13 protein-coding genes are annotated in these 13,124 nt (G+C 68.4%); 9 read left to right on the top strand and 4 right to left on the bottom strand.

Annotation, left to right across the window (positions count from 1 at the left end):
• Nucleotides 1-12: 12 nt before the first annotated feature.
• Nucleotides 13-468 carry a nuclear transport factor 2 family protein gene (locus tag ACYVLV_RS05865; RefSeq protein ID WP_460808420.1) on the bottom strand — a complete coding sequence of 152 codons (456 nt, stop codon included), beginning with the start codon at nt 466-468 and terminating at the stop codon, nt 13-15.
• 117 nt (nt 469-585) lie between these two features.
• Between ACYVLV_RS05865 and ACYVLV_RS05860 the strand changes: the two genes are divergently transcribed.
• A complete protein-coding gene (locus ACYVLV_RS05860) occupies nt 586-1,605 on the top strand; it encodes an NADH:flavin oxidoreductase (protein WP_460808419.1) in 1,020 nt (339 codons plus the stop codon).
• Between the two features lie 270 nt (nt 1,606-1,875).
• A complete protein-coding gene (locus ACYVLV_RS05855; RefSeq protein WP_460808418.1) occupies nt 1,876-2,058 on the top strand; it encodes a hypothetical protein in 183 nt (60 codons plus the stop codon).
• Nucleotides 2,059-2,159: 101 nt separating this feature from the next.
• Here the strand turns inward: ACYVLV_RS05855 and ACYVLV_RS05850 are convergent, their stop codons facing one another.
• On the bottom strand, nt 2,160-3,752 hold the full coding sequence (locus tag ACYVLV_RS05850; RefSeq protein ID WP_460808417.1) for a helicase HerA-like domain-containing protein: 1,593 nt from the start codon (nt 3,750-3,752) through the stop codon (nt 2,160-2,162).
• A 73-nt stretch (nt 3,753-3,825) separates the two neighbouring features.
• Here ACYVLV_RS05850 and ACYVLV_RS05845 point away from each other — a divergent pair, with 73 nt between their 5' ends.
• A complete protein-coding gene (locus ACYVLV_RS05845) occupies nt 3,826-4,122 on the top strand; it encodes a type II toxin-antitoxin system VapB family antitoxin (protein ID WP_460808518.1) in 297 nt (98 codons plus the stop codon).
• A 39-nt stretch (nt 4,123-4,161) separates the two neighbouring features.
• Nucleotides 4,162-4,695, top strand: a complete 534-nt coding sequence (locus tag ACYVLV_RS05840) for a LytR C-terminal domain-containing protein (protein ID WP_460808415.1) — start codon at nt 4,162-4,164, stop codon at nt 4,693-4,695.
• On the opposite strand, the gene ACYVLV_RS05835 is transcribed toward ACYVLV_RS05840, so the two are convergent.
• A complete protein-coding gene (locus ACYVLV_RS05835) occupies nt 4,696-6,192 on the bottom strand; it encodes a potassium/proton antiporter (RefSeq protein WP_460808413.1) in 1,497 nt (498 codons plus the stop codon). It abuts the gene before it with no gap.
• A 171-nt stretch (nt 6,193-6,363) separates the two neighbouring features.
• On the opposite strand from ACYVLV_RS05835, the gene ACYVLV_RS05830 reads away from it, so the two are divergent.
• Both ACYVLV_RS05830 and ACYVLV_RS05825 read left to right on the top strand, forming a co-directional pair.
• Nucleotides 6,364-7,839 (top strand): FAD-binding protein, encoded by a 1,476-nt coding sequence (locus ACYVLV_RS05830; protein WP_460808411.1) that lies wholly within the window; start codon nt 6,364-6,366, stop codon nt 7,837-7,839.
• Between the two features lie 94 nt (nt 7,840-7,933).
• Nucleotides 7,934-9,133: a pyridoxal phosphate-dependent aminotransferase gene (locus ACYVLV_RS05825; RefSeq protein ID WP_460808409.1), complete on the top strand. Its 1,200-nt coding sequence runs from the start codon at nt 7,934-7,936 to the stop codon at nt 9,131-9,133.
• A gap of 138 nt (nt 9,134-9,271) precedes the next feature.
• Here ACYVLV_RS05825 and ACYVLV_RS05820 read toward each other — a convergent pair whose 3' ends face one another.
• Nucleotides 9,272-10,663 (bottom strand): YncE family protein, encoded by a 1,392-nt coding sequence (locus ACYVLV_RS05820; protein WP_460808407.1) that lies wholly within the window; start codon nt 10,661-10,663, stop codon nt 9,272-9,274.
• Between the two features lie 137 nt (nt 10,664-10,800).
• Between ACYVLV_RS05820 and ACYVLV_RS05815 the strand changes: the two genes are divergently transcribed.
• Genes ACYVLV_RS05815 through ACYVLV_RS05805 form a run of 3 tightly spaced genes read left to right on the top strand, consistent with a single transcriptional unit; the run spans nt 10,801 to nt 13,060 of the window.
• Entirely contained in the window at nt 10,801-11,244 is a 444-nt protein-coding gene (locus tag ACYVLV_RS05815; protein WP_460808405.1) for a hypothetical protein, read from the top strand.
• A 2-nt stretch (nt 11,245-11,246) separates the two neighbouring features.
• Nucleotides 11,247-12,230, top strand: coding sequence for a hypothetical protein (locus ACYVLV_RS05810; RefSeq protein WP_460808403.1), 984 nt, complete (start codon nt 11,247-11,249; stop codon nt 12,228-12,230).
• Nucleotides 12,227-13,060, top strand: a complete 834-nt coding sequence (locus ACYVLV_RS05805) for a hypothetical protein (RefSeq protein ID WP_460808402.1) — start codon at nt 12,227-12,229, stop codon at nt 13,058-13,060. The genes ACYVLV_RS05810 and ACYVLV_RS05805 overlap by 4 nt, the downstream gene beginning before the upstream one ends.
• The last annotated feature ends 64 nt before the right edge of the window (nt 13,061-13,124 follow it).

Raw genomic sequence — 13,124 nt, 5'->3', positions numbered from 1 at the left:
GTCCTGGCCAGATCAGTGCGTGTGGATTCCGGGTCCGTTGATCTTGAGCCCGGGCAGGTCGTCGAGGCTGTAGGTCATCTCGTAGGTGCGGCGGTAGCCCGTGTGCTCGACGAGCCAGCCCTGCGGCGTACGGCGGTAGCGGTCCTCGTAGAACGCGGCGCCCTCGAGCATGAACCGAAACTCCTCGATGATGACCTTGTCCTGGAGGTACCACCGCGCGGTGGCCGTGTCTCCGTCCACGGCGATCTCCGGGTGGTGGACCTGGTGCAGGGTCAACATGCCCGGCCCCATGTTCTCGCGCATGAAGGTCACCAGGGCATCGCGGTCCTCGAAGACCAGGCCGTTGTAGTCCGCGGTCGCCTCGGGCAGGAAGCAGGCCTCGAAGTCCTCCCACTGTTTGGTGTCGAGCGTTCGCAGGTAGCGGTACTTCAGTTGCTTGATCGCCTCGAGGTCCTCAGGTGTCGTCATGGGGCCTGAGGTTAGCGTTGGGAACCCACTGGGACACTGGTCCGTGTGACTCACCGGGACCCAGACTGCACACACAAGACCCTCGCCGACCCTCTCGCACTGCCCCACGGGGAGCCGGTGTCGAACCGTTTCTTCCTGGCCCCGCTGACGAACAAGCAGAGTCACGGGGACGGCACCCTCAGCGAGGACGAGTACGCCTTCCTGGTTCGCCGGGCAGCCGGAGGTTTCGGACTGACCAAGACCTGCGCGGCGTACGTCGCTCCTGCCGGTCAGGCGTGGTCGGGACAGCTCGGTGTCTCTCGCGACGAGCACCTGCCCGGGCTGACCCGCCTCGCCGACGGTCTGCGCGCCACCGGGACCCGGTCGGCCGTGCAGTTGCACCACGGCGGTCGACGCTCGGACCCGGCCCTGCACGGTGGGGACAACGTCGCGCCGTGGGACGACCAGGCGAAGCAGACCCGCGCGTTGACCACGGCCGAGGTGGAGCAGGCCATCGAGGACTTCGTCGCCGCCGCCGAGCGGGCCGAGCGGGCCGGCTTCGACGGGGTCGAGGTGCACGGCGCCCACGGCTACCTGATCGGGCAGTTCCTCGACGGGCGACACAATCTGCGCGAGGACGGGTACGGCGGATCGTTGGCCGACCGTAGCCGGGTGCTCTTCGACGTGCTCGAAGGAATCCGAGCGCGCACCGGGCCGAACTTCCAACTCGGCCTGCGCCTGACGCCTCAGGGGGCAGGGATCGTCCTGGACGAGGGTCTGGCCGTGGCGGAGCGCGCGATGACGTGCGGACTGATCGACTACCTCGACATGTCCCTGTGGGACGTCTACGGCAAGGACACCGAGGGTGACCTGGTGATCGACCGGTTCGCCGCGTTGCCTCGTGGCGAGACCGCCCTCGGCGTCGCCGGCAAGATCCTCAGCACCAGCGACGCGTGCTGGTGTGTGGAGCACGGCGCCGACTTCGTCACCATCGGCACCGCCGCGATCCTGCACCACGACTTCCCGATCCGGGCCAGTGCCGACGCCGGCTTCGTCAGTGTGACCCCGCCGGTCTCCCGGGAGCACCTGCTCGCCGAGTCCGTGGGCCCGTCCTTCGTGGAGTATCTGGCGGAGGGCTGGGACGACTTCGTGCTGTGAGCGACCAAGTGGTCGCCGAAGTACTGACAGAACGGTCCGAAATCGGTTCGGATCGGCCGATTTCGACCGATTCGGCTTTGTACTGTCAGTAGTTCGGTCGGCCCTTGGATGGGCTCGGTCGAGAACAGCTGAACGCAGGCCCCAGTTGAACTGGGATGCACGTCACAGCCGGTGGAACATGCTTGTAACCAGCAGTCCATCTCCCGGCGACATCTGCCGGTCACGCTTACCCCTCCGAGCACCCGCAATTGCGAGAGAGGGGTCCCACTCATGGACACCACCACCCACCAGGCCACCCCCGCCGACGACTTCGACAATGTCCTGCAGCGTCGCTACGCCTTCATCAACCGCCACGCCCAGGGCCTGACCCAACTGATGGACCAACGCGACGACCTGCGCGGCGTACACGCGCTGGCGGACCTGGTCGACGACGCGATCCGCTGGACCGCCTGACCCCGGCACTGGTGGGGCGTGGAGGTTGGACGAGGAAACTCATGGTTGGACGATGAAGTTTTCTCGTCCAACCATGAGTTTCACCGGCCGGCCGGTGAAACTCACCTCCGGCCGGTCCGGAACATCCCCCGCGCGATCTCGCGGGCCGCGGTACTCATGAAATTCTTGAACGCCCGGGACTGCACGACGTCGGAGACGATCCCGCCGTCCTCCTGCTGGGACTTCTTCGAGGTCGAGGTTCGCTTCGGGACCGGAATCTTCCGCTCACTCGCCTTCTCGGACTCGGCCGCCTCAGACTCAGCAGCCTGGGCTTCTTGAGCCTCCTCGGCCTTGGCCGCACCGGCATCGAGCTTGGCGGCCAGCATCTCGCGGGCCGACTCGCGGTCGATCGCAACGGCGTACTTCGCGTGCCGTGGGCTGGCCTGGACGACGGCCTCCATGGCCGCCGGGTCGCTGGCCCCCATCAGGGACAGCGGTGCCCGCAACAGGGTCCACGCCACGGGGGTCGGGGCGCCTCGTTCGTTCATGACGGTGATGACGGCCTCGCCGATTCCAAGGCTGGTGATGACCTCACCCAGGTCGTCGTAGGCACTGGTCGGGTAGGTGTTGACCGTGGCCTTGAGCGCCTTGGCGTCGTTGGGGGTGTGGGCACGCAGTTGGTGCTGGACCCGTGACCCGAGCTGACCCAACACCTCGTCGGGGACGTCGGTGGGGCTCTGCGTCACGAAAAACACCCCGACCCCCTTGGACCGGATCAGCCGGACGGTCTGAGCGATCTGGTCGAGGAAGTCGTCCGAGGCGTCCTTGAACAACAGATGCGCCTCGTCGAAGAAGAACACCAGCTTCGGCCGGTCGATGTCGCCGACCTCAGGCAGGTCGTGGAAGAGATCGGCCAGGAGCCACATCAAGAAGGTGGAGAAGACATCGGGCCGGTCCTGCAGGTTCGGCAGTTCGACCAGCGAGATCAGCCCCTTGCCCTCCGGCGTGACCTGCAACAGATCCGCCGAGTCGAACTCCGGCTCACCGAAGAAGGCGTCGGCGCCCTGGGCCTGGAAGTTGATGAGCTCCCGCAGGATCACCCCGGCCGTCGCCGATGAGAGTCCGCCCAACTCCTTGAGTTCGTCCTTGCCCTCGTCGCTGACCAGATGACCCACGACCGCCCTCAGGTCGGCGAGGTCCAGAAGCGGCAAGCCCGCGAGGTCGGCGTAGTGGAAGACCAGGCCCAGGCTGGACTCCTGGGTGTCGTTCAGACCCAGGACCTTGCTCAGCAGAGTCGGTCCGAACGCGCTCATCGTGACCCGCAGCGGGATCCCGATTCCTTGGCCACCGATGGCGTAGTACTCGACCGGGAAGCCCGTCGCCTCCCAGGTCTGACCGACCGAGGCCGCCCGGGCATCGATCTTCTCGCCCCCTTCACCGGGGGTCGCCAGACCGGACAGGTCTCCCTTGATGTCCGCGGCGAAGACCGGTACGCCGTTGGCGCTGAGCTGTTCGGCCAGCAACTGCAGGGTCTTCGTCTTGCCGGTCCCGGTCGCTCCGGCCACCAGTCCGTGACGGTTCACCATCGCAAGAGGGATGCGGATCCGGGTCTCGGACAACTCGTCCGCGGAGAGCATCAGCCCGCCGAGTTCGAGCGCCGGTCCCTCGAAGGTGTAGCCGGGAGCGACTGCCTGCACGATCGGGTTGTCGGTCATGACCACCAACCTAAAGCCAAATCCCGACGCCGCGGAGCCCGCCCAGACCAGTGGTCGCGTTTATAGTCGTTCGGTGATCTTCAAACGGGTGGGCGAGGGACGTCCCTACCCCGACCACGGGTTGACCGCCCGCGGCTGGGCCGCGGTTCCCCCGAGCCAGGTCCGGCTCGACGAACTCGTGACCACCAAGGACACCCTGCGACTGGTCGCGCTGCTCGACGAGGACTCCACGTTCTACGGCGATCTGTTCGCCCATGTGGTGTTCTGGCGCGGCGATCTCTACCTCGAGGACGGTCTTCATCGCGCTCTGAGGGCGGCGCTCCAGCAGCGCAACGTCCTGCACGCCCGCGTGCACCGTTTGCCGGACTGAGCAGCCAGCAGCGCCCTCGCCCCTTAGGCTGGCGACATCATGTTGATCTCCCGCCTGCGCACGACACTGACCCTGGCTGTCCTCGTCGGCCTGCTCCTCTTCGGCGTGACCTACGGGTTCTCGGCGGTCACCGAGCCGTTCCCGAACCGCGCCGAACCGCCGGTGTGCACCGATGTGGCCATCGACCAGGGCGAGAAGATCTTCCCCGAACAGGTGACGGTCAGCGTCCTCAACGCCGGCTCTCGATCAGGACTGGCGGGCCGGACGATGAGCCAGTTGGCCGACGTCGGCTTCGGGCGTGGTGACGCCCTCGATGCCCCCGATGGCACCGAGGTCCGTCGCGTCGAGATCTGGACCGACGAACCCAACAACCCCGACGTACGCCTGGTCGCGACCTATTTGGGCACCGATCCGCCCATCGTTCGCCGCGACACCGTGGCGGTCGGGGTCAACGTGGTGGTCGGTGACCGCTTCGACGAGTTGCGCAAGGGCCGGAAGGGTTTCAAGGCCAAGCAGGACACGTCGATCTGCAGTCCCCCGGTGGCCCCGGTGCTCGAGGACCCGGCGCTCTAGTCAGTCCTCGACCAACCACTGGGCCAGGCGTCCGCGGGCGCTCACCTGCCGCAACCGCCGCTCGGTCTTCTCCCGCACCTTCCGGGGACTGACCACCAGGAGTTCGTCCCCGTGTCGCAGGACGGTACGCCGCTCGGGAACCAGCGTCTCGTCGTCGCGGATGATCAGCGAGACCGATACTCCTGGCGGGAGCCGCAGTTCCCCGACCTCGACGCCGTGCAAACGTGAGACCGGGCTGATCGTGATCTGCAGCATGTCCGCCGCGACCCGGTCCAGGGGCGCCACCTCGAGCTCCAGGTCGCGTGGTTCGGAGCGTCGGGCCACCCGGAGTACCCGTGCCGCGGCGGGCAGGGTCGGACCGGTCACCAGGGTGTAGACGATCACCAGGACGAACACGATGTCGAAGAGTCGACCCGAGCCGTCGACTCCCTCACTGAGGGGGATGGTGGCGAGCACGATCGGGACGGCGCCACGCAGGCCGGCCCACGAGATGAACGACAGCTCTCGCCAGGGCATCGGTTGGGCGATCGCGGCGATCAGCACCGAGATCGGGCGGGCCACGAAGGTGAGAATCAGCCCGGCGGCGATGGCGACCCCGACGGTCTCCAGGGTGATTCGGCCGGGCGAGAAGAGCAGGCCCAGCATCACGAACAGCCCGATCTGGGAGAGCCAAGCGATCCCCTCGGCGAAGGACCGGGTGGCGGCCCGGTGCGGCAGTTCGGAGTTGCCCAGGACCAGTGCGGCGACGTACACCGCTGCGAACCCGCTGCCGTGCAGGCCGGCGGAGGTGCCGTAGGCCAGCAAGGTGAGGGTCAACACCGAGATCGGGTACAGCCCGGAGGCGGGCAGCGCGGCGCGTCGCATGACCCAGGCCCCGCCGAAGCCGACGGCCAGACCCATCGTCACCCCCACCGCCAACTCGAACAGCACGATCCCGAAGGTGCCCAGGGCGCCGTTCTCGGCGACCGCACCGGTCGAGATCAGGGTCACCAGCACCACGGTGGGTGCGTCGTTGAAGCCGGACTCGGCCTCCAGCGAACCGCTCAGCCGAGCAGGCAGCGGCACCTTGCGAAGTACCGAGAAGACAGCGGCGGAGTCGGTGGGCGAGGTGACCGCTCCGAGGAGAACCGCCAGTTCCCAGGGCAGATCGAGCAGGAAATGGGCCCCGATGGCCACGATGGTGATCGAGGCGCCGACCCCGATGGTCGCCAGCGACAACCCCAGGCGCATGGACGGTTTGGCCTCACGCCAGTTGGTGGTCAGGCCACCCTCGGCCAGGATCAGCGCGAGGGCCGCGAACCCCAGGGCGTGGGCCAGCTTGGCGTCCTCGAAACCGATCCCGATGCCGGACTCCCCCAGCCCGATACCGATGGCTAGATAGATGAGCAGCGTGGGGAACCCCGAGCGGGAGGAAACCCGGACCGCGAGAATGGCCAACAGGGTGACCGCAGGCCCCCACAGCAAGAAAGTGTCGAGCTGTTCGAGGTCGAAGCTCATGGGAACCTGCTGGCGGGTGTCGGCGGGCGTCGATCCATCGGGGATAAGTCTAGTGGGTCCCGGCCCCGCGAGTCGGCGCGTCTTGTTGAAGTAGCGCCGACTCGAGCGATTCTCGCGATCAATTAGCGCCGACTCGCGAGGAAAACTGGAACATGTTCTAGATTGGCCCCCATGTCTGACGTGAAGCAGGGGACAGCCATCCCCGAGGTCCTGCCCGACTCGACCCTGGCGAACCCCGCAGTGGAGCGGTACGACGTGGTCGTCGTCGGCTTCGGCATCGCCGGCGGGTGCGCGGCGCTCGAGGCGGCCCGGGCCGGGGCGCGGGTGCTGCTTCTCGAGAGGGCCGCCGTCCACGGGGGCACGTCGAGCATGTCGGGCGGTCACTTCTACCTCGGCGGCGGGACCGCGGTGCAGCAGGCCACCGGGCACGAGGACAGCGCCGATGAGATGTACGCCTACCTGATGGCCGCCGCGAAGGACCCCGAGGCTGAGAAGGTCCGCCTCTACTGCGACGACTCCGTGGAACATTTCGACTGGTTGGAGACACTCGGTTTCGAGTTCGAACGCTCCTACTACCCGGAGAAGGCCGTCATCCAGCCCGGCACCCAGGGGCTCATGTTCACCGGCAACGAGAAGGTCTGGCCCTACCGCGACCAGGCCCGGCCCGCTCCCCGTGGCCACAAGGTGCCCGTTCCCGGGGACACCGAGGGCACCCGGATCGTGATGGATCTGCTGCGCGAGCGCATCGACGAGGCCGGCGTCGAGGTGCGCTTCGAGACCGGTGCGACCAATTTGGTCGTGGCCGATGCCGGGGAGGTCGTGGGGCTCGCCTGGCGCAGCTTCGACCAGTCCGGGGTCGTGGCCGCCGCCTCGGTCGTGATCGCCGCCGGCGGGTTCGTGATGAACCCGGACATGCTGGCCGAGCACACCCCCGCCCTGGCGAACACGAAAATCTTCACCCTCGGATCGACGTACGACGACGGGTTGGGCCTGCGTCTCGGGACGTCGGTAGGCGCGGAGTTGAAGCACATGAACGAGCCCTTCATCACCGCTCCGGTCTACCCTCCGTCCTCCCTGGTGCGTGGCCTGATCGTCAACGGCGAGGGGCAGCGCTTCGTCGCGGAGGACTCCTACCACTCCCGCACGTCCCAGTTCGTGATGGAGCAGACCGGGTCGGCGGCGTACCTCATCGTCGACTCCGAACACGTGGAGTACCCCGAGATGCCGCTGGTCCCGCTCCTCGACGGGTACGAGACCGTGGCCGAGATGGCCGTCGGCCTCGGGATCGACGAGACCGCGTTGGCCGCGACCCTCGAGCGCTACAACTCCATGGTCGAGGCCGGGGAGGACGAGGACTTCCACAAGGCCCCCGAGTGGCTGGCCTCGCAGGGCGTGGCGCCGTGGGCGGTGTTCGACATGCGTCTGGGGAAGGCGCTGTACGCCGGGTTCACCCTGGGCGGCATGCGCGTCAGCGTCGACGGTGAGGTCCAACGTCCCGACGGGTCCACCATCAGCGGGTTGTACGCCGCGGGCGCCTGCGCCTCGAACCTGGCCCAGGATGGCAAGTCCTACTGCTCGGGCACCCAACTCGGTGAGGGTTCCTACTTCGGTCGGCGTGCCGGGCGGCACGCCGCCGCCCACCGCTGACCCGCGAGTCGGCGCTACTTGACGCGCTGAGGGGCTCGACTCGGCGCATCTTGTGCAACTAGCGCCGACTCGGCGTCCGGCTACGGTTCACCCCATGATCAGTCCCACCCCCGCGTCCTTCCAGGTCGCCAGTCGTGCCGGCGTACCGCCCTTCCACGTGATGGATCTGTTGGCCGCCTCCGAGGCCCGCGCGCGCAGCCACGGGGACCTGGTGAACCTGCTGGCCGGGCAACCGAGTTCGGGCGCCCCTGCTGCGGTCAACGCGGAGGCGATCCGGTTGCTGAGCTCCGGTGAGTCGCTGGGGTACACCCCCGCCGCCGGCATCCGCGAGCTACGGGAGGCCATCGCCGGTCACCATCGCAGGGTCTACGACATCCAGGTCGATCCCGACGAGGTGATCGTCACGACCGGATCCAGCGGCGGTTTCGTCCTTGCCTTCCTGGCCGCCTTCGAGATCGGCGACAAGGTCGCCATCGCCCGACCGGGCTACCCCTGCTCCCGCAACGTCGCGGAGGCCCTCGGCCTCGAGATCGTCGAACTGCCCACCGGCCCCGACAACCGGTTCCAACCCACCGTCGAGCAGGTCGCCGCCGCCCACGCCGAACACGGGTTAAAGGGTCTGATCCTGGCCAGCCCCGCCAACCCGACGGGCACGATGCTGCTGCCGGATGAGCTCGCCGCTCTCACCCGGTGGTGCACCGAACACGGGGTCCAGCTGCTCTCGGACGAGATCTACCACGGTGTCGAGTACGCCCCGTTGACCGGCGGGGAGTCCCTGGCCCGCAGCGCCTGGCAGACCAATCGCGACGCGATCGTCTTCGGCAGCTTCTCGAAGTACTTCTCCATGACCGGCTGGCGGATCGGGTGGATGCTCGTCCCGGACCGGCTTCGCCGCAGCGTCGACATCCTCACCGGCAACTTCACGATCTGCCCGCCCACCATCGCCCAACGGGCCTGCGTGGCGGCGTTCACCGAGTCGTCGTACGCCGAACTCGACGCCCACGTCCGTCGGTACGCCGACAACCGGTCCCTCCTCCTGGACCGGCTCCCCCACCTGGGGCTGGACAAGCTGGCCCCGGCCGACGGCGCCTTCTACGTGTACGCCGACGTCGGGCACCTGACGAACGACTCGATGGCCTTCGCCAAGGACCTGCTGGCCCGCACCGGGGTCGCCATCGCGACCGGCGTCGACTTCGACACCCTCGACGGGCACCGCTTCGTGCGGTTCAGCTTCGCCGGTCAGCGCTCCGAGATCGAGGAGGCGCTCGACCGCTTGGGCCGCACCTGGGCGTAGCGACGAGTCGGCGCATCTTGACGCTGCAGAACGCGTGAGTCGGCGCATCTTGACGCCGTACGACGCCCGAGTCGGCGCGTCTTCAAAAACTAGCGCCGACTCGGCCGGAAACGAGAGTCAACAAGCGCCGACTCGCGCTCAGGGGATGGCGGCCAGGGTCGGCTTGTTGATGCCGAGTCGCTTGACGAAGCCCTTGCGGATGAAGCCGTTGCGGACCCGCTGGGGGTGGTCGCCCACGCGCTTGTTCCGCACGACCTTGCCGGTCCGGTAGGAGATCTTGGAGACCTGGTCGGTCCCCGACCACGAGATCAGGCAGAACCGGCCGTCGGCGCTGGGCGTGACCCAGTAGGGCTTGCCGTTCTTGCGCTTGACCAACTTCTCCTTCGTGCGCGACTTCACGTCCACCACGACGGCGTAGTCGGACATCGTGCCGGCGACGCAGATCCGGTCCCCGTCGGGGTTCGCGGCGATGCCGTGGTGGGCGGAGTCGAGGAGGTACTCCTCGCGCCGCAGGTTCGGGACCAGGTTGGGCAGGCGGCGTACGTGGGTGATCTTCCCGGTCCTCCGCGACATCTGGAGGTAGCCGTGGAAGAACGAGACCTGGAAGTAGATGCGCTTCTCATCCGGCGACAGCGTCAGGGGGCGTACGGCGGTGCTCACCTTGGTCAGGCCACGGTCATCGAGGGCCTTGCGCAGGTCATATCGGCGCTCGACCTTGTAGGTCTTGGCGTTGACGATCATGAAGACCCGCTCGTCCTTGGTGGCGTCCAGCGCGGGGTCGTCGAGGGGTGAGTAGACCATCCCGATGCTGGCGTGCAGGATCCGTTTGCCCCCGTCGATGTAGACGTTCTCGTGCGGCGAACCGCCCGAGGCGAACCGGCCGACCTCCTTGCCGTCGCGGACTCGCAACGCGTGCACGACGTTGCCGGTCGAGGCGCTGACCACGACCGTCTTGCCATCCGGTGAGATCGCCATGTGGTCCGAGCGTTCGCCGGCGACCTCGAAGCGCCACACGATCTTCTTCGTCTTCAGGCTGATGGCCACGACGTCGGCGAAGGAGGGCCGGGAGATCACGACGAGTTTGCCGTTGTTGGAGGAGTACATGTCGTCGACGAACTGGTCGTGGCCCTCGCCGATCAGGGTGCGGATGGCGAGGAAGTACCCCAGGTCGTAGGGGTTCGTCATGATCTCCCGCATCCGCTCCGCGTAGTCGGGGATGACGTTGAGGGTGCCGAGTCGGCGCAGGGTCCGCGGGTCGAGGACGTCGGCGGTGCCGTCCCAGTTGTTGCCCACAAAGATGGCGCGACGCTTCTTCGACTTCTGGCGCTTCTTCAGCGCGCCGGCCAGGGGTACGACGCTCGCGAGGTCTGGACCGGCCACCACCGCACGTGCGGGCCCAGACGCCGATACAGGCGCGGGCGCGCCGGCCTGGGCGGGTTGACCGGCGAGCACGCTGCTGATCAGCCCGATCGCCAACCCGGCTGCGATTCCTCGACCGCGCATACGGCGTACGCCGCTAACTGTCCCCATGACCCGACTCCTGCAACCTCGATACGACCTCGACCCTTCCTGCCCATCTTGCCTCCACGCAGGCCGCCTGTCAGCGGGTCTCGTGGGACGATCGTGTCCGACCAGCCACGAGCCAGGGGAAGGGACTCGAACCGGGGATGTACGGCGACACCCAGCAGATGCGCCGGTACGCCGCTGCGCTGCGCGAGCAGGGGACCGACGTACGCCTGCTCGCGGATCAACTCGTGGCTCGAACCGAGGCCATCGGGTGGGTCGGCAGAGCCGCCGACTCGATGCGGGAAAGGGTCCGCGATCGCGCCAGCCACCTGCGCGCCGCTGCTGCGCGGCACGAGACCGCCGCGGTCACCCTCGAACGTCACCTCGCCGAGGTCGACCGGCGGACCGAGGCCATCGCGACCCGCGAGAGGAAGGGGCGACGCCTGGTCGAGGAGGCTCGATCCCGAATGGCGGCAGGGGCCCGCCACGACGAGCAGCCCGACCGTCCCATCGACCCCGATCCCGACGACCTGACTCTCGTCACCCTGACGCTGCCGCCGACGGGCCACCGCGACTGGCTCACGCTCGAGATCCCGGGGCTCTGACTATGGCGACCGTCGATCTGTCCACGCCGCTCCCCCCGACCGGGGGACCGTTGGACAACCTGCCGCGGCGGGTGACCTTGACGCTGCCCGAGTTGCGCCTGGTGGCCCGGGCCGCCGGCGGAGCCCCGCTGCCGTTCGAGACCCCTTCTGGGTCGACCGACGAGCCGTCGGTCGGTGGCACACTCGGCGGCGCATCCGGAAGGGGGCTCGAGGGACGCTTGGGCCAGACTCGCGGCAGTCGCGAAGCCGAGGCGTACGCCGCCGCACTCGCGTCCCTGCGCAAGCCCGAGGCGAGCCTGACCCGGCGGGGATTGATGGTCGGCGACGAGATGGATGCCGCCCTGATCGGTGCGGTCGGTCTGCTCGCCACTCCCTCGGTCGCGGTCGATCTGGACGTGGCTGCGGGAGCGGAGGCCGACGAACCCGGCACCCAGGTCAAGGCGTGGCACCGGCAGAGCGGCACCGCCGTGTCCTCGCTGGCCACCGCCGATGGTGTCGTGTTCGAACTCGCCTGGTTCCCGGCGGCGCAGTGGGCCGAGGAACTCAGCCGGGCGGCGATGATCCCGGAGCACCTGAGGCTCGCCCCCTCAGGGGCACCCCGCATCGACCTGCCCTTCGAGCTCCTGGACGCGGCCGCCGAGGCCATTCGCTCCGGTCGATCCGACCTCCTACCGGTGCTGGCCGCCCAGGTGACCGGGACGCTGTTGCGGGAGCCCGACCTGGTGCGGATCCTGCAGGCACTCAGCGGCGAGGCCCGGGGGCGGCTGCGCGCGATGGTGGCTCGAGTGGATGCCGATCCCCGCCGACCCGCCGGCGAGGCATCCGAGACGGTGACCGGCGTGGTGTCGTGGACGCTGCTCGCCGACGGTTGGCGATCGCTGCGCACCCACGAGCGGGACGGCGCACTCTGGGTCGACGTCCGACCGGTCCGACCGAACGACCTGGCCGGGGACCTGACCCCCGCCCTCGCGGAGGTCGAGCGATGACGGAGAGCCGGACACCGGGTCCGCGCGAGCGCGCGTCTGCCGACCTCACCGATCGCTATGACCGGATGACCCGACTGGCGGGGTTGTTCGACGAGTCCGGTGGGCTGATGCGAGCCCGCGCGGCCCTCGGAGCCCGGATCCTTCACGACCCGGCCTTCCTCGACAGCACCGAACTCTCCGGCGCCAGCGCAGCGCGTGCCGAGGAGGACATCCGATCGGCCACCACGGGTCAGCACGGCTTGGCTAACCGCGCGATCGAGCTCGACGCGGACGCCGTCGTCCTGCGGGCCACGGTCCAGACGTACCGCTGGATCGACGACCTCCAGGTGGCGGCGTACCAGACCCTGGGTGCGATCGCCGGGCGGGCCGTGGGCTACTTCGCCCCGCAGGTGGAGTTGGGCGGCGAACTGGTCTCTGCGGGGCTGATCGAGACCGACGACCTGGATCGGGAGGGAGTCGGGGCCTACCTCAACGAGTTGGCCGCCAGCAACCCCGAGTTGCTGGAGCACGTCTCCGGTGGGGGCGGTCTGCTCGGCGACCTGCCGATGCGGTCGCTGCTCACGGTGGGATTCCTATCGGGTGAGTCAGCCGGTGCCGCCGGCGTCGGCGGGCTGCGGGCCTGCGGGGTGGCTCCGCTGGCCACCGACTTCGCCTCAGCCCTGCGTGACGTCGGTGGCGGCCTGCTGCGCGAGCCCGATGTCGAGGTCGAGCCGGCGGCGTCCACCTCGGGTGTCGGCTCCATGGCTCCGACCGGGCTCACGGGTCTGATGGCAACCCTCGACGCATGCGCCTCACTGGTGCACCATCGGGTTGTCGGTGGTTCCAGATGAGCTGCCGGTACACCCCTGGTCCCTACCGGGCCACCGCCTGCTGCGCGTGATTCTCGAGATCCAC

This window comes from Nocardioides salsibiostraticola (genome assembly GCF_054783655.1).
Note: the sequence above shows the minus strand (reverse complement) of the source record. Positions and strands in the feature narration are given on the sequence as shown.

What these genes read in the sequence shown, in the direction of transcription:
- ACYVLV_RS05815 (WP_460808405.1), top strand. Translation starts at nt 10,801, where the DNA reads ATGTACGGCGACACCCAGCAGATGCGCCGGTACGCCGCTGCGCTGCGC.
- ACYVLV_RS05855 (WP_460808418.1), top strand. Translation starts at nt 1,876, where the DNA reads ATGGACACCACCACCCACCAGGCCACCCCCGCCGACGACTTCGACAAT.
- ACYVLV_RS05835 (WP_460808413.1), bottom strand. Translation starts at nt 6,192, where the DNA reads ATGAGCTTCGACCTCGAACAGCTCGACACTTTCTTGCTGTGGGGGCCT.
- ACYVLV_RS05865 (WP_460808420.1), bottom strand. Translation starts at nt 468, where the DNA reads ATGACGACACCTGAGGACCTCGAGGCGATCAAGCAACTGAAGTACCGC.
- ACYVLV_RS05840 (WP_460808415.1), top strand. Translation starts at nt 4,162, where the DNA reads ATGTTGATCTCCCGCCTGCGCACGACACTGACCCTGGCTGTCCTCGTC.
- ACYVLV_RS05825 (WP_460808409.1), top strand. Translation starts at nt 7,934, where the DNA reads ATGATCAGTCCCACCCCCGCGTCCTTCCAGGTCGCCAGTCGTGCCGGC.
- ACYVLV_RS05810 (WP_460808403.1), top strand. Translation starts at nt 11,247, where the DNA reads ATGGCGACCGTCGATCTGTCCACGCCGCTCCCCCCGACCGGGGGACCG.
- ACYVLV_RS05820 (WP_460808407.1), bottom strand. Translation starts at nt 10,663, where the DNA reads ATGGGGACAGTTAGCGGCGTACGCCGTATGCGCGGTCGAGGAATCGCA.
- ACYVLV_RS05805 (WP_460808402.1), top strand. Translation starts at nt 12,227, where the DNA reads ATGACGGAGAGCCGGACACCGGGTCCGCGCGAGCGCGCGTCTGCCGAC.
- ACYVLV_RS05830 (WP_460808411.1), top strand. Translation starts at nt 6,364, where the DNA reads ATGTCTGACGTGAAGCAGGGGACAGCCATCCCCGAGGTCCTGCCCGAC.
- ACYVLV_RS05850 (WP_460808417.1), bottom strand. Translation starts at nt 3,752, where the DNA reads ATGACCGACAACCCGATCGTGCAGGCAGTCGCTCCCGGCTACACCTTC.